Origin of the sequence: Pseudomonas gingeri (genome assembly GCF_013386115.1) — a bacterium.
Classification (GTDB): domain Bacteria; phylum Pseudomonadota; class Gammaproteobacteria; order Pseudomonadales; family Pseudomonadaceae; genus Aquipseudomonas; species Aquipseudomonas gingeri.
Genome location: NZ_JACAOR010000002.1, coordinates 534,971 through 558,107 on the forward strand (window position 1 = coordinate 534,971; position 23,137 = coordinate 558,107).

The following is a 23,137-nucleotide window of genomic DNA, read 5'->3' on the forward strand; positions in this document are numbered from 1 at the left end:
GAAACCAGAAAAGATCAATGATTGATATTTTTAACAACAAAGGTGTTGCATCATGTCGGTACCCCCGCGTGCCGTTCAGCTTAACGAAGCGAACGCGTTCCTTAAGGATCATCCTGAGGTTCTGTACGTAGACCTTCTAATTGCGGATATGAATGGTGTGGTGCGCGGCAAGCGCATCGAACGCACCAGCCTCCACAAGGTTTACGAGAAAGGCATCAACCTGCCGGCCTCATTATTTGCCTTGGATATCAATGGCTCTACGGTGGAAAGCACCGGCCTGGGCCTGGACATCGGTGATGCTGACCGAATCTGTTATCCGATCCCTGACACCCTGTGCAATGAGCCCTGGCAAAAGCGCCCTACCGCGCAACTGCTGATGACCATGCACGAACTCGAAGGTGAACCATTCTTCGCCGACCCTCGCGAAGTGCTCCGCCAAGTTGTAAGCAAATTTGACGACCTCGGTCTGACCATCTGCGCCGCCTTCGAACTCGAGTTCTACCTGATCGACCAGGAGAACGTGAACGGCCGCCCACAACCACCCCGCTCGCCGATCTCCGGCAAACGCCCGCATTCGACACAGGTCTACCTGATCGACGACCTCGACGAATACGTCGACTGCCTCCAGGACATCCTGGAAGGTGCGAAAGAGCAAGGCATCCCGGCCGACGCCATCGTCAAGGAAAGTGCCCCGGCGCAGTTCGAAGTGAACCTGCACCACGTGGCCGACCCGATCAAGGCCTGCGACTACGCGGTCCTGCTCAAGCGCCTGATCAAGAACATCGCCTACGACCATGAGATGGACACCACCTTCATGGCCAAGCCTTACCCGGGCCAGGCGGGCAACGGGCTGCACGTCCATATCTCGGTACTCGACAAGGAAGGCAAGAACATCTTCGCCAGTGAGGATCCCGAGCAGAACGCCGCGCTGCGTCACGCGATCGGCGGTGTGCTCGAGACCCTACCGGCGCAGATGGCCTTCCTCTGCCCGAACGTCAACTCCTACCGCCGTTTCGGCGCACAGTTCTACGTGCCGAACTCGCCGTGCTGGGGCCTGGACAACCGTACCGTGGCGATTCGCGTGCCGACCGGTTCGGCCGATGCCGTGCGTATCGAACACCGCGTCGCCGGTGCCGATGCCAACCCGTACCTGCTGATGGCTTCGGTCCTGGCAGGCGTGCACCACGGCCTGACCAACAAGGTCGAGCCAGGCGCCCCGGTCGAAGGCAACAGCTACGAGCAGAACGAGCAGAGCCTGCCGAACAACCTGCGTGATGCCCTGCGCGAGCTGGACGACAGCGAGATCATGGCCAAGTACATCGATCCGAAATACATCGATATCTTCGTGGCCTGTAAAGAGAGCGAGCTGGAGGAGTTCGAACACTCCATCTCCGACCTCGAGTACAACTGGTACCTGCATACCGTGTAAGCGGTTGCGGTAATAAAGAAGAACGCCGCCGGCCTTTGGGCCCGCGGCGTTTTTTTTGCGCGCCTGTCGGCGAATCGCCAGCAAGCCGGCTCCCACAAGATCCCAGGCCAGACGAGGGTCCGTGGCGAGGCGGCGCGCGGATCAGCAGCAAGCCGGCGCCTACACAGCGGTGCACGCCACATTCGGCACGACACAAACCCTGTGGGAGCCGGCTTGCTGGCGATGGCGTCCTCACAGACACCGCAGAACCTCGCGTACAATGCGCGCTGCCCCTGCCGGAGAACTCCATGACCCGCCCCGCCACCGCTCGCAAACCCCGTGCTCGCAGCCAGGCGCGGATCGATTCGATCCTCGACGCCGCCCGCACCCTGCTTGCCGCCGAAGGCGTGGCCAGCCTGTCGATCTATAGCGTGGCCGAGCGCGCGGAGATTCCACCGTCTTCGGTCTATCACTTCTTCGCCAGCGTCCCGGCGCTGCTCGAAGCCCTCACCGCCGATGTCCACGCGGCGTTCCGCGCCTGCCTGGAAGCACCGATCGACCACGCCGGCCTGGGCGGCTGGCGCGATCTGTCACGGTTGGTGGAACAACGGATGTTGAGCATCTACAGCGAGGACGCCGCGGCACGCCAGTTGATCCTCGCCCAGCACGGCCTGACCGAAGTCACCCAGGCCGACCGCCAGCACGATATCGAGCTGGGGGACCTGATGCACAAGCTGTTTATCCGTCACTTCGAGCTGCCGACCTTGCCGGGCGATGTCGATGTGTTTGCGCTGGCGATGGAGTTGGGCGATCGGGTCTATGCACGGTCGGTGCAGTTGCACGACCAGATCACCCCGCGCATGGCCGAGGAAGGCATGCGGGTGTTCGATGCGTATCTGGGACTTTACCTGCCGCCGTACCTGCCCAAGCGCGAAATCCCGCTCTGACGGACATTGATCGTTCCCACGCTCCTGCGTGGGAATGCCTCACTGGACGCTCCGCGTCCGCTCTTGTGACGCGGAGCGTCACCGGCTGCATGCCCACGCGGAGCGTAGGAACGATCGGGATCCGGCCCTGCGAATCCCCCCCCTTGTGGGAGCCGGCTTGCTGGCGATTCAGGCGACGCGGTGTTTCAGGCACACCGCATCATCGTTCATCGCCAGCAAGCCGGCTCCTACAGGGCTCGGGTCACGGCACTCAGAACGGCGCATCACCGAGAATCGTCGCCCGGTGCATCACCCGCCGGTTGGGCCGGTAATCGTCAACGGCATAATGCTGGGTCACCCGGTTATCCCAGAATGCCACGTCATTTTCCTGCCAGCGCCAACGGATAGTGAATTCCGGGCGAGTAGCGTGGGCGAACAGCAGCTTGAGAATCGCCGCGCTTTCCGCTTCTTCCAGCTCGTTGATCCGGGTGGTGAATCCTTCGTTGACGAACAGCGCCTTGCGCCCGCTCACCGGGTGCGTACGAATCACCGGGTGGGACAGCGGCGGGTTCTTCCTGCGGGTTTCCTCCCAGCGCGCCAGGTCTTCAGCGGTGCTGCCGAAGCGCTCCAGGGGGAACGACTTGGTGAAATCGTGGGTCGCCGTCAATCCGTCCAACAGTTTCTGCAAAGGCGCCGACAAGGCCTCGAAGGCGGCAATCCCGCTGGCCCACAACGTATCGCCACCATAAGCCGGCAACTGCTTGGCACTGAGTACCGCGCCCAGCGCCGGGGTCGGCAGGAAAGTCACGTCGGTATGCCAGATCGCGTTGTCGCGCACATCGGTCAACGCGGTATCGAGGACCATCACCTCGGGCTGCTCCGGCACATTCGGGTAGATCGGATGCACATGCAGGTCACCGAAGTTCGCCGCGAACGCCGCCTGCAATTGTGGGTTCAACGGCTGGTTGCGAAAGAACAGCACCTGGTACTTGAGCAACGCCTGTTCGATGGCGTCGCGCTGCTCGATGCTCAACGGCCGGTTCAGTTCGACACCGTCGATCTGCGCAGCGAGGGCGGCACTCAGGGGAGTAATGGTCAGGCTCATGGTCGATCTCTTCAAATACGTGCCGGGCAGTCGGCGTGTTTCAGTACGCAGCTCGGGAAGCCGCTCAATACGTCGCGGTCTGTCAGTGCGCCTGGCCGTGCCACGGCACCAGCTTGCGCTGCAGGGCGCGCAGGCCCATCTCCATGGCGAAGGCGATAAAGGCGATCACCAGGATCCCCAGCACCACCACATCGGTCACCAGGAACTGTGCCGCCGACTGGACCATGAAACCCAGGCCGCTGGTGGCGGCGATCAGCTCGGCGGCGACCAGCGTCGACCAGCCGACACCCAGGCCGATGCGCACACCGGTGAGAATGTCCGGCAAGGCGCTGGGCAGGATCACATGGCGGATCAGCTGGGCCCTGGTCGCCCCCAGGGACAGCGCTGCACGGAGCTTGGCCGGATCCACGGTGCGCACACCGGTGGCCGTCGCGATGGCGATCGGGGCAAAGATCGCCAGGTAGATCAGCAGCACTTTCGACAGCTCGCCGATGCCGCACCAGATCACGATCAACGGCAGGTAGGCCAGTGGCGGGATCGGTCGGTAGAACTCGATCAGCGGATCGAGAATGCCCCGGGCAATCCGGTTGTGGCCGATGGCGATACCCACCGGGATCGCCGTCAGCACGGCAACCCCCAGGGCCACGCCGATCCGCCCGAGGCTGGCACCGAGGTGCTGCCACAGGGTCGAATCCATATAGCCCTTGGTCGCCAGCAACCAGCCTTTTTCCAGCACCGCCGAAGGCGGCGGCAGGAACAGCGGCTCGATCACACCGGCCGCCGTCACGGCCCACCACAGCACAACCAGGGTCACCAGGGTCAGCACGCTGATCCAGCGGGTGCTCAGGCTGCGCCGCACCACGGGTGCGTTCGGCTTGGCGGTCACGGCCACCGGCAATTCATAGCTGCTCATACGAACTCCTGCCGCGACGCGGCGCTGCGTTGGGAGAACACACGGGCCAGCACATGCTCGCGGGTTTCGATAAAACGCGGATCGGACTTGATCGCCCGGGCGGACTCGCCGGCGCTGTAGCGCCGGCCGAAATCCAGGCTCAGGCGTTCGACGATCTGTCCCGGATTGGGCGCCAGCAGAATCAGGTCGGTGGCGAGAAAAACCGCTTCTTCAATATCGTGGGTAATCAGGAACACCGGCTTGGCGGTGCGCTGCCAGACTTGCAGCAACAGCTCCTGCATCTGTTCGCGGGTAAAGGCATCGAGGGCGCCGAACGGCTCGTCCATCAGCAACACCCGAGGGTCCGCCGCCAGCGCTCGGGCAAGGCCGACGCGCTGTTTCTGGCCGCCGGAAAGCTGCCAGATCCGCCGGCTGTCGAAGCCTGCCAGATCAACCAGGGCGAGCATTTCCCGGGCCCGGACTTCCCGCTGCGCCCGCGGTACACCCGCCAGTTCCAGGCCAAAACCGACGTTGGCCAGCACGTCCTGCCAGGGCAGCAACGCATCGTCCTGGAACACCACGCCGCGCTCGGCGCTCGGGCCCTTGACGGCAACACCGTCGAGGGTGATGCGGCCCGCGCTGGGTTCGACGAACCCGGCGATCAGGTTCAGCAGAGACGTCTTGCCGCTACCCGACGGACCGAGGGCCACCAGCAGTTGCTGCGGTCCCAGGCTGAGGGAAATATCCGACAGCACCGGCTCGGCCGCACCGGGATACTGTGCGCTGATGCGCTCCAGCTGTAACAAGGCCATGGCGATGGGCTCCTCGGTCGTGGGCTGCTTCAGAATCAGGTCGATCAGTTGGTAATGAACTTGGCGCTGACATACGGGGCGTAGTCCGGCAGCACGGCCTCGACCTTGCCCTGCTCTTTCAGGAAGGCCGCCGTATCGGTAATCGCCTGGGCGGTCGGCTTGCCCAGCACGGTGACCTGGTCGGCCGCCAGCGGGTAGACGTTGCCTTGCAACAGCAGCGGAATATCCGAAGCCTTGGCGCCCGAGAGTTTCACCAGCTTGTCGACGTTGCCCTTGTCAGCCAGCCAGGCCTGCGGGTCCTTGCGGTATTGCGCATAGGCATCCAGCGTCACCTTGGCGAACGCCTTGACGATTTCCGGGTGCTTCTCGGCGAAGTCCTTGCGCACGATCCAGGCGTCGAAGGTCGGCGCGCCGAACTTGGCCAGTTCACCGGAAGTGATCAGCACCTTGCCGTTTTCCTTGGCGACACCCAGGGCCGGGTCCCAGACGTAGGTGGCGTCGATATCACCGCGCTTCCAGGCCGCGATGATGGCCGGCGGCGCGAGGTTGAGAATCTGTACTTTCGACGGATCGATATTCCAGTGCTTCAGCGCGGCCAGCAGGCTGTAGTGTCCGGTGGAGACAAAAGGCACGGCGACTTTCTTGCCGATCAGGTCCTGGGGCGAATTGATCCCGGAACCGTCACGGGCCACCAGGGCCTCGGCGGCGCCGATCTGGGTGGCGATCAGGAAGGTCTCGACCGGCACCTTGCGGGTGATGGCCGCCGTCAGCGGGCTGGAACCGAGGTAGCCGATCTGCACGTCGCCCGAGGCGATGGCGGCAATGATGTCGGCACCATTATCGAATTTGCGCCAGTCGATCTTGGCGTGGGTGGCTTTTTCATAAGAGCCGTCGGCCTGGGCGACTTTCGCCGGGTCAACGGTGGTCTGGTAGGCCACGGTGACGTCGGCAGCCTGCGCAAACAAGCTCGCCCCGGCCAGGGACAACGCCGCCAGCAGGCGGAGTGGGGAATGCAGTTTCATGGGAGAAGCTCCTCAACGAGTGGCCGGGAGTCGGCGTGTCGAGAAGACTAAATGATCTAAGAATCTTAAAATAAATAACTTATTTGCATTAGCTTATGAGGGGAAATACAGGGGCAAATCCACGCGAAACGAGGGCCCGCGCCTGATCCCCGACACAATCGAATCGGCGATGGTGTATTTCATGGTCTAGGGTTATCGGTTCGTCTTATCGGTCATGAGTTGAACCGAACGTCGGAATATGACAGCCGCATGGCAATCTTCATCTGACAAACACTGTAATAAATTGACGGGAGTGGCAGCGTTTAGCCATGATTGCGTCGCCTTTTTGATCGCCAGTGACGTACGGAGGCCTTTCCTCACGTCAAGGGTTCTAAAAAAGAGGCAGAAAATACTTTTCAGGAATGAGCCCAGTGGTCGATAAGAACCCCAGGCAACAGTGTTCGATGAAACACGATATTCCTGAATCGTCTGAAAAAGGACGAAACAATTCTTTTTGGGTTTATGGCAAAGCCATTACCCTGCAAGGACCAAACAACAGCGGTTAGACCAAAGTCGTAGACATGGCTTGTTACGATTGACTTGCCAGTCACGATCTGGCGCTAATCGCGCAATCTGTGGCGCAAAAGGGGCGTAGATCCCGAGCCTAGACCTACAAAAATTAGAAATGAGAGGAGCAAGACCAATGAAGAAGTCCACTTTGGCCCTGGCTGTGGCCGTAGGGGTTCTGGCGCAGCAGGCAAGCGCCGCAGGTTTTATCGAAGACAGCAAGGCCACTCTGGGTCTGCGTAACTACTACATCAACACTGACAACCGTGACTCCGACGCTGGCACCGCCAAGGTCAAGGCCACCGGCGTTCAGAGCAAGAACGAAGAGTGGGGCCAAGGCTTCGACCTGCGCTTCATCTCCGGCTACACCCAAGGTACCGTCGGCTTCGGTATCGATGCCATCGGCCTGTTGGGCGTACGCCTGGACTCCGGTCGCGGCACCAACGGCGCGACCTCGACTTCCTACGGCGGCACCGTGTTCCCGAGCGAGTCGAACGGCAAAGCCGTCAACGACTTCTCCAGCCTGGGCCTGACCGGCAAGGTCAAGGTTTCGCAGACCGAACTGAAGATCGGTACCCTGCAACCCAACAACCCGGTCATCAAGTACAACGATGGTCGTCTGCTGCCACAAACCTTCCAGGGCGGCCAGATCACCTCGAACGAAATCAAGGACCTGACCCTGACTGCCGGTCAGATCGAGCACGCCAAGGGTCGTAACTCCAGCAACACCGAAGGCCTGTCCATTGCCGGTGCGAACAGCCCGACTGCAACTGGTCGCCGCAGCAACAAGTTCTACTACGGCGGTGCCGACTACAAGATCACCAAGGATCTGGTCGCTTCGTACTACTACGGCGAGCTGAAAGATTTCTACTCGCAGAACTTCCTGGGCCTGGTACACAACTGGTCCATCGGTCCTGGCGTGCTGAAAAGCGACCTGCGCTACTACCGCAGCCGCGACAACGGCGCGAACGGCGACACCTCGGCGTACTTCACCAGCGGCTACTACGACGACAAGAGCTTTGCCACTAACACCAAGGGCAAAGTCGACAACGATCTGTACAGCTACCTGGCCCTGTACTCGGTTGAAGGCCACACCTTCGGTGCCGGTTACCAGTACAGCAAGGGCGACAGCGATTTCCCTTGGCTGAACCAGGGTGACGGTTCGTCGAACAGCACCATCACCGACATGCAGATCCAGAAGTTCGCCCGTGCCGGCGAGCGTACCTGGCAAGCTCGCTACGCTTATGACTTCGCCAAGGTCGGTGTACCTGGCCTGACCGCCGGTATCATCTACCTGCGCGGCAACAACATCGACACCGCTGGTAACGTCGGCGCCGCTCAAACCCGTACCCTGGGCACCGGTGGCACCGAGTGGGAACGCGACCTGACCCTGGCTTACGTGGTACCGCAAGGCACCTTCAAGAACCTGGGTTTCGCCTGGAAAAACGCCATGTGGCGTAACGACATTCCAGGTCAGCGCGACCAGGACGAAAACCGCCTTATCGTCAGCTACTCGATCCCGCTGCTGTAAGCGCGTGATCGTCTAGATCCAAGATCCACACTCAGCCCGGCGCAATGCCGGGCTGAGTGCTTCACGTCTTGCATACAACTACCTTTTCAGCTTCGGCCTTCACGCCATCCAGCAACATCCCGGCGTTCGGCACTCCACTGATTTACATCCCCTTAGCCCTCTCACAAGCTGTGGACAAGAGTGCTCCTGCGCGTGCCCGGCGTCCAATGAAGATCTTTTTAATATTTCCTAATCTTCTAAACAAATCGATATTTATTCTTTTTAAATAAATTCACCAGCAGGCACAGTAAGGCCATCAGACCTTCACCCAAGGAGCAGCACATGAGCCTCAGACTCGGCGACATCGCCCCCGACTTCGAACAGGATTCCAGCGCCGGCAGGATTCGTTTCCACGAGTGGCTCGGCGACAGCTGGGGCGTGCTGTTTTCCCACCCGGCGGACTTCACTCCGGTGTGCACCACCGAGCTGGGCTTCACCGCCAAGCTCAAGGACGAATTCGCCCAGCGTGGGGTCAAGGCCATCGCCCTGTCCGTGGACCCGGTGGACTCGCACCACAAGTGGATCGAAGACATCAACGAGACCCAGAACACTATCGTCAACTTCCCGATCCTGGCCGATGCCGACCGCAAGGTTTCGGACCTGTATGACCTGATCCACCCGAATGCCAACGACACCCTCACCGTCCGCTCGCTGTTCGTGATCGATCCGAACAAGAAGATCCGGCTGACCATCACCTACCCGGCGAGCACCGGGCGCAATTTCCACGAGATCCTGCGGGTGATCGACTCGTTGCAGCTGACCGACAACTACAAGGTCGCCACGCCCGCCAACTGGCAGGACGGCGACGAAGTGGTGATCGTGCCGTCCCTCAAGGACGAAGACGAAATCAAGAAACGCTTCCCGAAAGGCTATCGCGCGGTAAAACCCTACCTGCGCCTGACGCCGCAGCCCAACCGCTGAAACGCCCGCCGAGGGGCTTGATCGTTCCCACGCTCCGCGTGGGAATGCCTCCCTGGACGCTCCGCGTCCCGCTCTGGCAGCTCTCACCGAATCACAAAGCAGGGGTTTTAAGGCCGTTTCGACGGCCTATTTTTTTGCCCGGGATAATCTTGCCCTCATATGCTTTTAAAGAATAAACAAATGAATAAATAAGATTTATGGATATATAAATTGACTGGTAAGGTCTGTCCAACTTCAGCGAGATCGCACGCCGCGAATCGCCGCCATACGTTTGAGGAAAGACCTTCATGCTGGTCGTGACACTCGGAGGAAGCCCCAGCCAGCGATCGCGCTCCGGGGTATTGCTGGACTACGCCAAACGCTGGCTCAACCAGCAGGGCATCGAAGTCGTGAGTTACCAGATCCGCGACTTCAACGCCGAAGACCTGCTCCATGCACGCTTTGGCAGCCCGCAGATCGTCGACCTGCTGCAACAGATTGAAAACGCCGATGGCCTGGTGATCGCCACGCCGGTGTACAAGGCCTCGTTCTCCGGCGCCTTGAAGACCCTGCTCGACCTGCTGCCCGAGCGCGCCCTGAGCCACAAGGTGGTGCTGCCCATGGCCACCGGCGGCAGCATCGCCCACATGCTCGCCGTGGACTATGCGCTCAAGCCGGTCCTGGCGGCGTTGAAGGCGCAGGAAATGCTCCACGGCATTTTTGCCGAGGACAGCCAGATCGCCTATGGCGAAGGCAGCGCCCAAGCGCAACTGGTGCCGGTCCTGGAACAACGCCTGAGCGAGGCCCTGGAGCAGTTCCACAGCGCCCTGGCGCGCCGTCCCAAGCCCCTGGACCCGACACTGCTGAATGATCGCCTGCTGAGTGCTCGCTGGAGCATCTAGGCCGTTTCACCGACATTGATTTACTGGCCTTACTCGCCCGCCAACGGGCAAGCAGGTGCAGCCAAAACCCTCACTGCAAAAAGGAGAGCGCCATGCGCACTGTCATTTTGCGTCGCGGTCTGGTCGCTCTGTTTGCTGCGGCTGTCACCTTCGGCGCCATTACTCAAGCTCAGGCCGAGTCGATCCGGATCGGTTATCAGAAATACGGCACCCTGGTGCTGCTCAAGGCCAAGGGCACCCTGGAAAAACGCCTCGCCGCCCAGGGCGTCCAGGTGCAATGGACCGAGTTCCCCGGGGGCCCGCAACTGCTCGAAGGGCTGAACGTCGGTTCCATCGACTTCGGCGTCACCGGCGAAACCCCGCCGGTCTTCGCCCAGGCCGCCGGTGCCGACCTGCTCTATGTCGCCTCGGAGCCACCGGCGCCGACCAGCGAAGCGATCCTGGTACCCAAGGACTCGTCGATCAAATCGGTGCAGGAGCTCAAGGGCAAGAAAGTCGCCCTCAACAAAGGCTCCAACGTCCACTACCTGCTGGTCCGCGCCCTGGAAGACGCCGGCCTCAAGTACAGCGATATCGAGACCGTCTACCTGCCGCCGGCCGATGCCCGCGCCGCCTTCGAGCGTGGCAGCGTCGACGCCTGGGTGATCTGGGACCCGTACCAGGCTGCCGCCGAACAACAGCTCAAGGCCCGCACCCTGCGTAACGGCACTGGCCTGGTGGACAACAACCAGTTCTACCTGGCGACCAAGCCCTACGCCGAAAAACACCCGCAAGTGATCAAGACCCTGGTGGAGGAAGTCCGCGCCGTCGGCGACTGGTCCAAGGCCAATCCCGAGGAAGTCACCGCCCAGGTGGCGCCGCTGCTCGGCCTGCCCGCCGACATCACCCTGATCTCGGTGAAACGCCAGGGCTACGGCGCGCAGTTCCTCACGCCCGAAGTGATCGCCGCCCAACAGAAAATCGCCGACAGCTTCTACCAGCTCAAGCTGATTCCCAAGCCGCTGAGCATCAAGGACGTGATCTGGACACCACCGGCCGCCGTTGCCACCGCACCTTGAACCGTATTCCTTAGGAGACAACTCCATGAGCCTCAACATTTTCTGGTTCCTGCCTACCCACGGCGACGGCCATTACCTTGGCACCGCCGAAGGCGCTCGCGCCGTCGACCACGGTTATCTGCAGCAAGTGGCCCAGGCGGCCGACCGCCTCGGTTTCGGCGGTGTGCTGATCCCCACCGGACGTTCCTGCGAGGACTCCTGGCTGGTGGCCGCTTCGCTGATCCCGGTGACCCAACGCCTGAAATTCCTCGTTGCCCTGCGCCCCGGGATCATTTCCCCGACGGTGGCGGCACGTCAGGCCGCGACCCTGGATCGACTGTCCGGCGGCCGCGCACTGTTCAACCTGGTGACCGGCGGCGACCCGGACGAACTGGCCGGTGACGGTCTGTTCCTCAGTCACGAGGAGCGTTATCAGGCCTCGGTGGAGTTCACCCGTATCTGGCGTCGCGTGCTGGAAGGCGAGACCGTCGACTACGATGGCCAGCACATCAGCGTCAAAGGCGCCAAGCTGCTCTATCCGCCGATCCAGCAACCGCGCCCGCCGCTGTACTTCGGCGGCTCCTCGGAAGCCGCCCAGGACCTCGCCGCCGAACAGGTGGAAATGGTCCTGACCTGGGGCGAACCGCCGGCCGCCGTCGCCGAGAAGATCGAACAGGTCCGGGCCAAGGCCGCCAAGCTCGGGCGCACCGTACGCTTCGGCATCCGCCTGCATGTGATCGTTCGCGAAACCAATGCCGAAGCCTGGCAGGCCGCCGACAAACTCATTTCGCACCTGGACGACGAAACCATCGCCCGTGCGCAGAAATCCCTGGCGCGCTTCGACTCCGTCGGCCAGCAACGCATGGCCGCGCTGCACGGTGGCAGCCGCGACAACCTGGAAGTCAGCCCGAACCTCTGGGCCGGTGTCGGCCTGGTGCGTGGCGGTGCCGGTACCGCGCTGGTCGGCGACGGTCCGACCGTGGCGGCACGGGTCAGGGAATACGCGGACCTGGGCATCGACACCTTCATCTTCTCCGGTTATCCCCACCTGGAAGAGTCGTACCGGGTTGCCGAGCTGCTGTTCCCGCACCTGGATATCGAACGCCCGGAACTGCCGAAAAGCGCCGGCTACGTCAGCCCTTTCGGTGAGATGGTCGCCAACGACATCCTGCCCAAAGCAGCGTCCCAGAGCTGAGGCCGCGCCATGACGACCCTGACCAAAATCACCCACAGACTTGCGCCCTGGGCCCTGCCGGTACTGTTGCTGGCAGTGTGGCAACTGTCGGTCTCGGCCGGCTGGCTGTCGACCCGGATCCTGCCCGCGCCAAGCGCCGTGATCGAAGCCGGCGTTGCCCTGGTGCAGAGCGGCGATATCTGGAAACACCTGGCCATCAGTGGCTGGCGCGCCGGCATCGGCTTTGCCATCGGTGGCGGCATCGGCCTGGCCCTGGGCTTTATCACCGGCCTGTCGAAATGGGGTGAGCGCCTGCTCGACAGCTCGGTACAGATGATCCGCAACGTGCCGCATCTGGCGTTGATCCCGCTGGTGATCCTGTGGTTCGGCATCGACGAGTCGGCGAAGATTTTCCTGGTGGCCCTGGGCACCCTGTTCCCGATCTACCTCAACACCTACCACGGCATCCGCAACGTCGATCCGGCCCTGGTGGAAATGGCCCGCAGCTACGGCCTGTCCGGCTTCGGCCTGTTCCGCCAGGTGATCCTGCCGGGCGCGCTGCCGTCGATCCTGGTGGGCGTGCGCTTCGCCCTGGGCTTCATGTGGCTGACGCTGATCGTCGCCGAAACCATCTCGGCCAGCTCCGGTATCGGCTACCTGGCGATGAACGCCCGGGAGTTCCTGCAAACCGACGTGGTGGTCCTGGCCATCGTGCTCTACGCCGTGCTCGGCAAGCTGGCCGACCTGGCGGCGCGCGGCCTGGAACGCGTCTGGTTGCGCTGGCACCCGGCGTACCAGGTGGCCAAGGGAGGTGCGGCATGACTGCTCAACAACCGCCACGCCTGCTGCGCGGTATTCCGCTGGCGGTGCGCAAGCTGCAAAAGACCTTCGGTGAGCGCCAGGTACTGCGCGAGATCGACCTGCATATTCCGGCCGGGCAGTTTGTCGCCGTGGTCGGTCGCAGCGGCTGCGGCAAGAGCACCCTGCTGCGCTTGCTGGCCGGTCTCGACCAACCCACCGGCGGCGAGTTGCTCGCCGGTTCCGCGGCGCTGAGCGAAGCCCGCGAGGACACCCGGCTGATGTTCCAGGAGGCGCGCCTGCTGCCCTGGAAAAAAGTCATCGACAACGTCGGCCTCGGCCTCAAGGGCGACTGGCGGCCACAGGCCCTGCAAGCCCTCGAAGCGGTCGGCCTGGCGGACCGCGCCCATGAATGGCCGGCGGCCTTGTCCGGTGGTCAGAAGCAGCGCGTGGCCCTGGCCCGCGCCCTGATTCACCAACCTCGCCTGCTGCTGCTCGACGAACCGCTGGGGGCGCTGGATGCCCTGACCCGGATCGAAATGCAGCAACTGATCGAGCGTCTCTGGCAGCAGCATGGTTTCACCGTGTTGCTGGTGACCCACGACGTCAGCGAAGCCGTGGCCATCGCCGATCGGGTGATCCTGATCGAAGACGGCGAGATCGGCCTCGACCTCCACGTCGAACTGCCGCGCCCTCGGGTGCGGGGCTCCCATCGCCTGGCGGCGCTGGAGACCGAAGTGTTGAACCGGGTGCTGTCGCTGCCTGGCGTGCCGCCCGAACCGGAACCTGTTTCACCCTTGCCCACGCAGTTGCGTTGGGCGCTGTAATCCATGCCTTGCCTACTCAATCAATGACAGGAATCAACGCCATGACCATCAAAGCCATCAACGTTCGCAACCAGTTCAAGGGCACCATCAAGGAAATCGTCACCGGCGACGTGCTGTCGGAAATCGACGTCCAGACCGCTTCGGGGATCGTCACCTCGGTGATCACCACCCGTTCGGTAAAGGAACTGGAACTGCAGATCGGCAGCGAAGTGATCGCCTTCGTGAAATCCACCGAGGTGTCCATCGCCAAGCTGTAAGGCGATGGCGACACACGACCCCGGAGGGCCTGGCCCTTCGGGGTTTTCTTATCTGCGCAGGGCGAAAACCCCGTAGGAGCTGGCTTGCCAGCGATGGGGCCAGTGAGTCTTGCATCGATCTGCCGGACGCCATCGCCGGCAAGCCGGCTCCCACAAGGGACGGCGTCGGACACAACATCTGCGCACGACGCAACCCCCTGTAGGAGCTGGCTTGCCAGCGATGGGGCCAGTGAGTCTTGTATCGACCTGTCGGACGCCATCGCCGGCAAGCCGGCTCCTACAGTGTGCGGTGTTCACCGTGACGTGAACGATGACACGCAAAAACATGCAGCAATCGAGTCCCGGCCAACACCTCATCAATCCCTGCCTCAAACGGCAGTAACGCGATAAGCGCAGCGCCGTGCCCCCAGCAGGATGTGCTCGACCCGCTCGACCCTGGCCCGCAGCACCTGCTCGAACACTTGCAATTCGGCCCGGCAGAAGCCCTGGCAGGCCGTGGCTGCCGCGCAGATCGGGCAATGGTTTTCCACCAGCACCAGGGCACCGTCGGGCTGCTCGCTGTACTCGGCCATGTAGCCCTCGCGCACCCGCAACGCCACCAGGCGTTCGACGCGTGCCTTGAGGTCCGGGGCGCCATCCATCTCGCGCTGGTACAGCGCCAGGGTCTGCTGCTCGCGAACTCCGATCAGGCGCTCGATGGCTTCCTCGCCGAACGTTTCGCGCACGGTCTGCAGCAACTGCACCGTCAGTTCCGAATGAGTATCGGGAAACCGTGCATGGCCGGCCGCCGTCAGTTGCCAGACCTGGGTCGGCCGCCCCACGCCACGGGCTTCGGAACGCGCTTCCACCAACCCGCTCGCCGCCAGCTTCACACACTGTTGCCGCACCGCCTCGCCCGTGGTGCCGAGGATCGCCCCCGCCTCGCCGGCCAACTGCGGCCCACGGGTCTTGAGCAGGTGCAACAGGCGGTCCGCCGGAGACGCCGCCGAGTATTCCAAGTCATTTCTTGACAAACCAAGTCGCCTCGCCACAATATTCAAAGCATCTACTTGGCAAATTAACTCAAGCGTGACGCCGACGCAATTCGCCGACTTCCGTGCGGCGACGGCATTCACAGGGAACCGTCCATGCACACCCAGGAAAGCAGTTGGGGAGAACTCCTCTCCGGCAAGAACGCCGCCCGCTCCATCGCCCTTTCCGGCGGTATCGCGCTGTATGCGACCAACACTTACATCGCCACCACCATCCTGCCGTCGGTGGTCACGGAAATCGGTGGCCTGGGGCTCTACGCCTGGAACACCACGCTGTACGTGGTCGCCTCGATCCTCGGCTCGGCCCTGACCGCCAAGCTCCTGCGCAGCACCGGGCCGCGCCTGGCCTACGCCACGGCGGCGCTGGTGTTCATGCTCGGCGGGCTGATCTGTGCCCTGGCGCCGAGCATGCCGGTGATGCTCGCGGGCCGGGCGATACAGGGCCTGGGCGGCGGCCTGCTGCTCGCCCTGTGCTACTCGATGATCCAGCTGATTTTCGAAGAACGCCTCTGGCCCCGGGCAATGGCGCTGATCTCCGGGATGTGGGGCGTGGCGACGCTGGTCGGGCCGGCCGTGGGCGGAGTGTTCGCGCAAATGGACGCCTGGCGTTTCGCCTTCGGTTCGATGGTGCCCGTGTGCCTGGCGTACATCGTGCTCACCAGCAACGTGCTGCCCCGGCGCGAGGCCAGCCGCCCGGCTCCCGTGCGCCTGCCCATGCCGCAGTTGACCCTGCTGGCCGCCGCCGTGCTGGCGGTCTGTGCCGGCAGCGTCTCGACGCTGCCGGGTTGGAACCTGCTGGGTATCGTCGCCTGCATGATCCTGGTGGCCGTGCTGATCCGCGTTGAATCCACCGCCGAGATCCGCCTGCTGCCCGAAGGGGCGTTTCATCTCGGGACACCGCTCTGCGCGCTCTACGCCACCACCAGCCTGCTGGTGATCGGCATGAGCAGCGATATTTTCATGCCCTACTTCCTGCAGCACCTGCACGGCCAGTCGCCCTTGATTGCCGGCTACATGACCGCGCTGATGGCGGCGGGCTGGACCGTGGCGGAAATCGGCAGTTCCGGCTGGACCGGGCGCAATGTGCAGCGGGCGATCATCAGCGGACCGGTGATTGTCCTCTCCGGCCTGGTGATCCTGGCATTGACCACCCCCCTGAGCGACCTGGGCAGCTGGACATTGTTGGCGGCGATCTGCCTTGGACTGACCCTGGTCGGTTTCGGCATCGGCGTGGGTTGGCCACACCTGCTGACCCGCCTGCTGCAGATGGCCTCGGCGCAGGACCAGGACGCCGCGGCCTCGTCGATCACCACCGTGCAACTGTTCGCCATGGCGCTCGGCGCGGCGCTGGCGGGGGTGATCGCCAATATGGCCGGTATCAACGAGGTGACGGGCACCGAAGGCACCGCCAGTGCGGCGCGCTGGTTGTTCGCCGTGTTCACCCTGGCGCCGCTGCTGGCGATCGTGACGGCGGTACGCTCAACTCGCGGCCGCCCCACAGAGGCGGCGCCTGGAAACGAGGCGGCACAAACCCTGTAACAGCCCGGCTTGCTGGCGGGGAGGCCCGTCAGTCTTGCGCTGCTCATACGGACGCCATCGCCGGCAAGCCGGCTCCTACAAGGAAAGGTGTCGGACACAGGATCTGCGCGCGACGCAAACCCCTGTGGGAGCTGGCTTGCCAGCGATGGGGCCAGTGAGTCTTGCATCGATCTGCCGAACGTCATCGCCGGCAAGCCGGCTCCTACAAGGGAAGGTGTCAGGCCTTGCGCCACACGCTCGCCAACCACGGCTGCTGCTCGCGCGGCAGGCCGGTGGGGCGATAGTAGTGTTCCAGTTCGACAAAACCCGCCGCCGTCAGCAGTTCGCGCCAGGCCTCCAGGTCGTGGTAAGAACCATAGCGCTCGCCGTTCCAGCCCTCCTGGTTGTCCCCGCGCGGATTGGAGCTGAACAGCACGCCGCCCGGCTTCAGCGTGGCATGCAGCTGCCCGAGCACCCGCGGTAGTTCCTGGCGCGGGATATGGAACAGCACGGCGTTGGCGAAGATCCCGTCGAAGCGTTCCGACGGCAGTTCGAGTTCGAGGAAATTCTGTTGCAGCACTTCGCACCCGCTGTCGTCGCGGGCCATCTGCGCAAAGCGCTCGGAGCCGTCGAGACCAACGGCGACATGGCCCATGCGGGTAAATGCCTGCAGGTCCCGCCCGGGACCGCAGCCGAAGTCCAGCACGGTAAACGGCGCCGTGCCCTGGATATGCCGCAGCAGCGCGTCGATGTTCTGGCTCACATCGTGGTCGCGGGTGCCTTCGCGGAAACCCTCGGCACTGCGGTTGTAGTGACCGAGGGTGGTGGAAGCGATCTGTTCGAGGTCGTTGGGGCCGAGGGTTTTCATCGCCGGTCTGCGTTTGGGGGGGGGATGACGCGAATATATCACCAGGCGGGTTTTGCTGTGGCTGCAAAGGCCCCTTCGCGGGCAAGCCCGCTCCCACAAGAGACCGGGGTGAACCCAAAACCTGTGGGAGCGGCCCCTTCGCAGGCAGGCCCGCTCCCACAAGGGACCGAGGTGAACCCAAAATCTGTGGGAACGCCTCTTCGTGGGCCGGCCCACTCCCACAAGGCACCGGGTGAGCGCAAAACCTGTGGGAGCGGGCTTGCCCGCGAAGGGGTCGCCACTCTCAGCGCTTGTTCAACACCCGCGCCAGGCGATCGCCACCGAGCTGGATCACCGCCACCAGAATCACCAGCAATACGATCACCGTCAGCATCACCTGGCTGTCGAAGCGCTGGTAGCCATAGCGATAGGCGATGTCTCCCAACCCGCCCGCGCCGATGGCACCGGCCATGGCCGAGGAGTTGATCATGGTCACCAGGGTGATGGTGAAGCCGCCGACAATCCCCGGCAACGCTTCGGGCAACAGCACATGCCAGACGATATGCCAGCGCCGGCAACCCATGGCCTGGGCCGCTTCGATCAGGCCGTGATCGACCTCGCGCAGGCTCACCTCGGCGATCCGCGCGAAGAACGGCGTGGCGGCGATGGTCAGCGGCACCACGGCGGCCCAGACGCCGTAGGTGGTACCGACGATCAACCGGGTAAAGGGAATCAGGGCCACCATCAGGATCAGGAACGGAATCGAACGGAACAGGTTCACGAACGCCCCCAGTGTCCGGTTCAGCGCCGGCGCTTCATAGATCCCGCCCTTGTGGCTGGTAACCAGGATCACCGCCAGCGGAATGCCCAGCAGCAAGGCGATCAGCGAGGACACGCCGACCATCAGGAACGTGTCGATCACCCCCTGCCACAACCGATCAAGCCACATAACCCAGTACCTCCACCTGTTGTGCCCACCGGGCCGCGCGTTGCCGCAGTTCCTCGGCGCCCAGCGAGGATGCGGTCACCGCCAGCAGCAATTGACCCAGGGCATGCCCCTGGATGCGTTCGACACCGCCCTGCAGCAGGCGCACCCTTCCGCCCAGGGCGTTGAACAGGGCCGCCAGGTCCGGTTCGTCGGTGGCGCTGCCGGTGAACCGCAGGCGCAGCACCACTGCCGCCGAGGGCGATGGCGGATCGGCCTGCAGGCGCCCTTGCAGCTCTTCGGGCAACCCATGTTGCAAGGGCGCGAGCAAGGTCTGGCTGACCTCATGCTGCGGATTGCCGAACACCTGCCAGACCGGCCCCTGCTCGACGACCCGACCATGCTCCAGCACCACCACGCGGTCGCAGATATCGCGGATCACCGCCATCTCGTGAGTGATCAGGACGATGGTCAGGCCCAGCCGCCGGTTGATCTCGCGCAGCAGGCCGAGGATCGACTGCGTGGTCTCCGGGTCCAGCGCCGAGGTCGCTTCGTCACACAGCAGGATCGCCGGATCGTGAACCAGCGCCCGGGCAATCCCGACCCGCTGTTTCTGGCCACCGGACAACTGCGCCGGATAGGCCTTGTGCTTGTCCCGCAGGCCCACCAGTTCCAGCAGTTCGCGGACCTTCTGCTCGCGTTGCAGCTTCGGCACGCCGGCCACTTTCAATGGCAGCTCGACGTTCTGCCAGACGGTCTTGGCCGACATCAGGTTGAAGTGCTGGAAGATCATGCCGATGCGCCGGCGCAGCTCCACCAGGCGGTCTTCATCGAACTCACCGATATCCACCTGGTCGATCAGCACCCGCCCGGAACTCGGTTGCTCCAGGCGGTTGATGGTACGGATCAACGAGGACTTGCCGGCACCGCTGCGACCGATGATGCCGAACACTTCGCCACGCTGGATCGCCAGGTCGATGCCCTGCAAGGCGTGCACCGGCCCCTGGCTGCCTTCGTAGGTCTTGCCCACGCCGATAAAACGCACATGGGCGCGATTGAGTCCGGGGTGCAGCTCGGTCTGCTCGGCCTCGCGTTGCGCCGCGTGCGGCGGACGCTGAAGATTGGCGACACTCATATCAGCCTTCCCAGCCGGCCTGGTACAGCTTGCCATGGGCTTTATCCAGGGCAGCGCGCACGGCTGGCGAATGCTGGTAGATATCGACGAACTTGATCAGCCGCGGATCGTTTTTCTCCTTCGGCTGGATCACGAACTGGATCACGTATTCCTTGTGATCGAGGCCGTCGAACAGCAACGCGGAACCGGCGTCGAAAGTCTTCGCCAGGCGGATATAGGCCGGGTAGCCCTGGACCAGGTCGGCATCATCGTAGGCACGCACCAGTTGCACGGCCTCGACCTGGAGGATCTTGATCTTCTTCGGGTTGCTGACGATATCGTCTTCGGTGGCCTTGTAGCCGACGCCGGGCTTGAGGGTGATCAGCCCGGCCTTGGCCAGCAGTTGCAGGCCGCGTCCGCTGTTGATCGGGTCGTTGGCGATCGCCACGGTGGCGCCTTGCGGCAGCTCGTCGAAGCTCTTGTATTTCTTCGAGTAGAGACCGACGTTGTTGATGATCCCCGGGGCGAAGGGCACCAGGTCGAAACCGGCGGCGGCCTTGGCGTTTTCCAGGAAGGGGATGTGCTGGAAGTAGTTCACGTCGATATCGCCGGCGGCGAGGCTGACATTGGGCGCGATCCAGTCGGTGAACTCCACCAGCTCGACCTTGAGCCCCTGTTTGCCGGCCTCTTCGACGGCGGCCTCCAGCGGGATGGCGAAGGCGGCGGTGGTGCCGACCTTGAGCGGGGCATCGGCGGCATGGGCCACGGCGCCGAAGAGTCCGAGGGCAAGGGCCAGTGCTTTGACTGGTTGGGTGAGGCGTGTTGTTTTCATGATGGGTTTCCAGTCGTGAGGGTTGGGGTGTCTGGTCTCTTCGCGGGCAAGCCCGCTCCCACAGTGGGATTCGCTTTTTGACTGTGAGAGGGGCTTGCCCGCGAAGCTTTCAGAGCGAGCGATAGGCCGCTCCGGCATGCTGTCCGGGCAGATGCGCGGCATCGTGGAACAGCTTTTCGCGCAAGGTCCCGTGGTCATAGGCGGTCTTGTACGAACCGCGTCGCTGCAACTCGGGGATCACCAGTTCGATAAAGTCCACATAGCTTTCCGGGGTGACAATACGGGTCAGGTTGAAGCCGTCCAGGCCGGTCTCGGCGATCCACGACTCCAGCTCGTCGGCCACCTGCGCCGGCGAGCCGACCACGGTGAAATAGCGTCCGCCCAACGCGTGCTGGTCGAGCAACTTGCGCCGGGTCCAATCGTTGTTCTGCAGATTCTTTGTCGCCGACTGGATCGCGTTGCTCTTCACGTACTGGATCGGTTCGTCCAGTTCGTACTCGGAAAAATCGATGGCCGTGGAGGCCGAGAAATGCGCCACGCCGGCCTCGGCGCTGGCATAACCGAGGTACTCGGCATGCTTGGCCCAGGCCTCCTCCTCGGTCGCGCCGACGATCACGTTCAGGCCCATGAACACCTTGATGCCTTCAGGATCCCTTCCTGCCGCCACCGCGCTGGCACGCACCTTGTCCACCTGGGCCCTGGTCGCGGCCTTGTTCTGCCCGCTGATGAACACGCACTCGGCATGCCGCCCGGCGAACACCAGGCCGCGCTCGGAACTGCCGGCCTGGAACAGCACCGGGGTGCGTTGCGGCGACGGCTCGCAGAGGTGATAACCCTCGACCTGGTAGAACTCGCCCTTGTGCCGCACCTTGTGGACCTTGTCCGGCTGGGCGTAGATCCGCCGCGCCGGATCGTTGAGCACCGCGTCGTTTTCCCAGCTGCCTTCCCAGAGTTTGTAGAGCACCTCCAGGTACTCATCGGCCTGGTCGTAGCGGCGGTCATGCTCGGCCTGGGCATCGAGGCCCATGGCCTTGGCGGCGCTGTCGAGGTAGCCGGTGACGATGTTCCAGCCGACCCGACCACGAGTCAGGTGATCGAGGGTCGACAGGCGCCGGGCGAACAGGTACGGCGCCTCGTAGGTCAGGTTGGCGGTCAGGCCGAAGCCGAGGTTTTTCGTCACCGCGGCCATGGCCGACACCAGCAGCAGCGGGTCGTTGACCGGCAACTGGATCGACTCCCGCAGAGGCACCGCCACCGACTGCTGGTAGACGTCGTAGACGCCGACGATGTCGGCGATAAACAGACCGTCGAACAGCCCGCGCTCCAGCAACTGTGCCAGTTCGGTCCAGTATTCGAGGGTCTTGTACTGGGTCGAGTTGTCCCGCGGATGGGTCCACAGGCCGTGGTTGATATGCCCGATGCAGTTCATATTGAAGGCATTGAGCAGGATCTTCTTCTTTGCTCCTGGAGAACCGGCCATTAGATCGTGCCCCGCAGCGGCGGATTTTCCGCATTGAGGTAGTAGTTGCCCACGGCGTGATACTTCCAGCGCACCGGGTCGTGCAGGGTGTGCACCCGCGCATTGCGCCAGTGGCGATCCAGGCCGTGTTCGGCCAGGGTTGCCTGGCTGCCGGCCAGTTCGAACAGCGTGCTGCCGGCGGCCAGGGAGATTTCCGTGCTGATCGCCCGGGCTTCGGCCACGGCGATGGAGGCCGCCGCCACTGTGTCGGCAGTGGTGTCGGCCTGGGCCCGGTCGAGGAATTCGCCGGCGCGCTCCAGCAGGGCTTCGGCGGCGTGCAGGCGAATGCTCAGGTGCCCGACGCTTTTCAGGGTCAGCGGATCTTCGCTGGCCTTGTCATTGCCCGAATCGATCCACGGCCGGGTGCGGGTACGGACGAAATGCAGGGTGTCTTCATAGGCGGCGCGGGCAATGCCGGTGTCGATGGCCGCATGGAGAATCTGCGCCAGCGGACCGACCGGGGTCGGCCGTTCGAAGGCGCTTTGAAAGGGGATCACGTCCTCGGCCGCGACAAACACATCCTCGAACACCACCGAGCCGCTGCCGGTGGTGCGCTGGCCGAAGCCGGTCCAGTCATCGATCACCGTCAGGCCGGCGCTCTCGCGGGGGACGAAGGCCAGTTGCTGGACACCCTGCTCGTCCACCACCGAAGTGGGAATCCGCTGGGCGTAGAGCGAGCCCGTCGAGTAGAACTTGCGGCCGTTGATGCGATAGCCCTCGCCATCGCGACGCAGGTGGGTGACCCGGTCGTGGGCGGTCTTCGTACCCAGTTCGGCCAGCGCGTTACCGAAGCGGCGGCCGGCCAGGACCTCGGCGTACAGGCGTTTTTTCTGCGCCTCGCTGCCATTGACCCGCAGGACTTCCAGCGCATAGAAATGGTTCTGCGGAATCTGCCCGAGGGACGCATCGGCCTCGGAAATCAGTTGCGTGACCCTGGCCAGGGTGACGTTCGATACACCGGCCCCCCCGTACTCCTTCGGCACGCTGATGCCCCACAGGCCGGAGCGGGAAAACACTTCCAGCTCGGGCAGCGGCAGGCGCCGTTCACGGTCGCGCAGCAGGCTGTCGCGCTTGAAATCCTCGGCCAGGTCGCTGGCCACGATCAGGGCTTGCTCGTCGCTGGAAATGACCGCGACGTGTTGGGAAAGCTGTGACATGGGTGTCTCCAGAGGTCT

General features: G+C 63.4%; 22 protein-coding genes. 11 read left to right on the forward strand and 11 right to left on the reverse strand.

The genetic code is table 11. The annotated features are described in order from the left end of the window. The first annotated feature begins 52 nt into the window (after positions 1 to 52). Positions 53 to 1,429: a glutamine synthetase family protein gene (locus HX881_RS07145; RefSeq protein WP_042935063.1), complete on the forward strand. Its 1,377-nt coding sequence runs from the start codon at positions 53 to 55 to the stop codon at positions 1,427 to 1,429. A 287-nt stretch (positions 1,430 to 1,716) separates the two neighbouring features. Beyond that, on the forward strand, positions 1,717 to 2,355 hold the full coding sequence (locus HX881_RS07150; RefSeq protein ID WP_017125337.1) for a TetR/AcrR family transcriptional regulator: 639 nt from the start codon (positions 1,717 to 1,719) through the stop codon (positions 2,353 to 2,355). Between the two features lie 250 nt (positions 2,356 to 2,605). Here HX881_RS07150 and tauD read toward each other — a convergent pair whose 3' ends face one another. The 4 genes from tauD to tauA form a co-directional block, all read right to left on the reverse strand. Then, entirely contained in the window at positions 2,606 to 3,439 is an 834-nt protein-coding gene (tauD, locus tag HX881_RS07155; RefSeq protein ID WP_177083666.1) for a taurine dioxygenase, read from the reverse strand. Between the two features lie 82 nt (positions 3,440 to 3,521). Beyond that, entirely contained in the window at positions 3,522 to 4,352 is an 831-nt protein-coding gene (gene tauC / locus HX881_RS07160; RefSeq protein ID WP_177083668.1) for a taurine ABC transporter permease TauC, read from the reverse strand. Further along, complete coding sequence (tauB, locus tag HX881_RS07165; protein ID WP_103032818.1) at positions 4,349 to 5,143, reverse strand: taurine ABC transporter ATP-binding subunit; 795 nt, start codon at positions 5,141 to 5,143, stop codon at positions 4,349 to 4,351. Before tauB ends, tauC begins: the two co-directional genes overlap by 4 nt. A 44-nt stretch (positions 5,144 to 5,187) precedes the next feature. After that, on the reverse strand, positions 5,188 to 6,165 hold the full coding sequence (gene tauA / locus HX881_RS07170; RefSeq protein ID WP_017125340.1) for a taurine ABC transporter substrate-binding protein: 978 nt from the start codon (positions 6,163 to 6,165) through the stop codon (positions 5,188 to 5,190). Positions 6,166 to 6,847: 682 nt separating this feature from the next. Between tauA and HX881_RS07175 the strand changes: the two genes are divergently transcribed. From HX881_RS07175 to HX881_RS07210, 8 genes are all read left to right on the forward strand, one after another. Next, positions 6,848 to 8,242, forward strand: a complete 1,395-nt coding sequence (locus HX881_RS07175) for an OprD family porin (RefSeq protein WP_177083670.1) — start codon at positions 6,848 to 6,850, stop codon at positions 8,240 to 8,242. Between the two features lie 321 nt (positions 8,243 to 8,563). Next, a complete protein-coding gene (locus HX881_RS07180) occupies positions 8,564 to 9,202 on the forward strand; it encodes a peroxiredoxin (RefSeq protein WP_177083672.1) in 639 nt (212 codons plus the stop codon). Between the two features lie 287 nt (positions 9,203 to 9,489). After that, positions 9,490 to 10,083 (forward strand): NADPH-dependent FMN reductase, encoded by a 594-nt coding sequence (gene ssuE, locus HX881_RS07185; RefSeq protein WP_042935066.1) that lies wholly within the window; start codon positions 9,490 to 9,492, stop codon positions 10,081 to 10,083. 92 nt (positions 10,084 to 10,175) lie between these two features. Continuing rightward, on the forward strand, positions 10,176 to 11,141 hold the full coding sequence (locus tag HX881_RS07190; RefSeq protein WP_017125343.1) for a sulfonate ABC transporter substrate-binding protein: 966 nt from the start codon (positions 10,176 to 10,178) through the stop codon (positions 11,139 to 11,141). A gap of 25 nt (positions 11,142 to 11,166) precedes the next feature. After that, on the forward strand, positions 11,167 to 12,315 hold the full coding sequence (gene ssuD / locus HX881_RS07195) for an FMNH2-dependent alkanesulfonate monooxygenase (RefSeq protein ID WP_017125344.1): 1,149 nt from the start codon (positions 11,167 to 11,169) through the stop codon (positions 12,313 to 12,315). A 9-nt stretch (positions 12,316 to 12,324) separates the two neighbouring features. Next, positions 12,325 to 13,116, forward strand: a complete 792-nt coding sequence (ssuC, locus tag HX881_RS07200) for an aliphatic sulfonate ABC transporter permease SsuC (protein WP_017125345.1) — start codon at positions 12,325 to 12,327, stop codon at positions 13,114 to 13,116. After that, positions 13,113 to 13,919, forward strand: a complete 807-nt coding sequence (gene ssuB / locus HX881_RS07205; RefSeq protein ID WP_177083674.1) for an aliphatic sulfonates ABC transporter ATP-binding protein — start codon at positions 13,113 to 13,115, stop codon at positions 13,917 to 13,919. The genes ssuC and ssuB overlap by 4 nt, the downstream gene beginning before the upstream one ends. A gap of 41 nt (positions 13,920 to 13,960) precedes the next feature. Beyond that, on the forward strand, positions 13,961 to 14,176 hold the full coding sequence (locus HX881_RS07210) for a TOBE domain-containing protein (protein WP_017125347.1): 216 nt from the start codon (positions 13,961 to 13,963) through the stop codon (positions 14,174 to 14,176). 368 nt (positions 14,177 to 14,544) lie between these two features. On the opposite strand, the gene HX881_RS07215 is transcribed toward HX881_RS07210, so the two are convergent. Next, complete coding sequence (locus HX881_RS07215) at positions 14,545 to 15,174, reverse strand: helix-turn-helix transcriptional regulator (protein ID WP_017125348.1); 630 nt, start codon at positions 15,172 to 15,174, stop codon at positions 14,545 to 14,547. A gap of 129 nt (positions 15,175 to 15,303) precedes the next feature. Here HX881_RS07215 and HX881_RS07220 point away from each other — a divergent pair, with 129 nt between their 5' ends. Continuing rightward, a complete protein-coding gene (locus HX881_RS07220; protein ID WP_177083676.1) occupies positions 15,304 to 16,746 on the forward strand; it encodes an MFS transporter in 1,443 nt (480 codons plus the stop codon). 217 nt (positions 16,747 to 16,963) lie between these two features. Here HX881_RS07220 and HX881_RS07225 read toward each other — a convergent pair whose 3' ends face one another. The 6 genes from HX881_RS07225 to HX881_RS07250 form a co-directional block, all read right to left on the reverse strand. Next, positions 16,964 to 17,593 (reverse strand): class I SAM-dependent methyltransferase, encoded by a 630-nt coding sequence (locus tag HX881_RS07225; RefSeq protein ID WP_177083678.1) that lies wholly within the window; start codon positions 17,591 to 17,593, stop codon positions 16,964 to 16,966. Positions 17,594 to 17,876: 283 nt separating this feature from the next. After that, positions 17,877 to 18,521: a methionine ABC transporter permease gene (locus HX881_RS07230; RefSeq protein ID WP_177083680.1), complete on the reverse strand. Its 645-nt coding sequence runs from the start codon at positions 18,519 to 18,521 to the stop codon at positions 17,877 to 17,879. Next, entirely contained in the window at positions 18,511 to 19,632 is a 1,122-nt protein-coding gene (locus HX881_RS07235) for a methionine ABC transporter ATP-binding protein (protein ID WP_177083689.1), read from the reverse strand. The genes HX881_RS07230 and HX881_RS07235 overlap by 11 nt, the downstream gene beginning before the upstream one ends. A 1-nt stretch (position 19,633) precedes the next feature. Then, entirely contained in the window at positions 19,634 to 20,443 is an 810-nt protein-coding gene (locus tag HX881_RS07240) for a MetQ/NlpA family ABC transporter substrate-binding protein (RefSeq protein WP_017125353.1), read from the reverse strand. A 109-nt stretch (positions 20,444 to 20,552) separates the two neighbouring features. Beyond that, positions 20,553 to 21,923, reverse strand: a complete 1,371-nt coding sequence (locus tag HX881_RS07245; protein ID WP_017125354.1) for an LLM class flavin-dependent oxidoreductase — start codon at positions 21,921 to 21,923, stop codon at positions 20,553 to 20,555. Next, positions 21,923 to 23,119: an SfnB family sulfur acquisition oxidoreductase gene (locus HX881_RS07250; RefSeq protein WP_103032816.1), complete on the reverse strand. Its 1,197-nt coding sequence runs from the start codon at positions 23,117 to 23,119 to the stop codon at positions 21,923 to 21,925. The genes HX881_RS07245 and HX881_RS07250 overlap by 1 nt, the downstream gene beginning before the upstream one ends. Between the last annotated feature and the right edge of the window lie 18 nt (positions 23,120 to 23,137).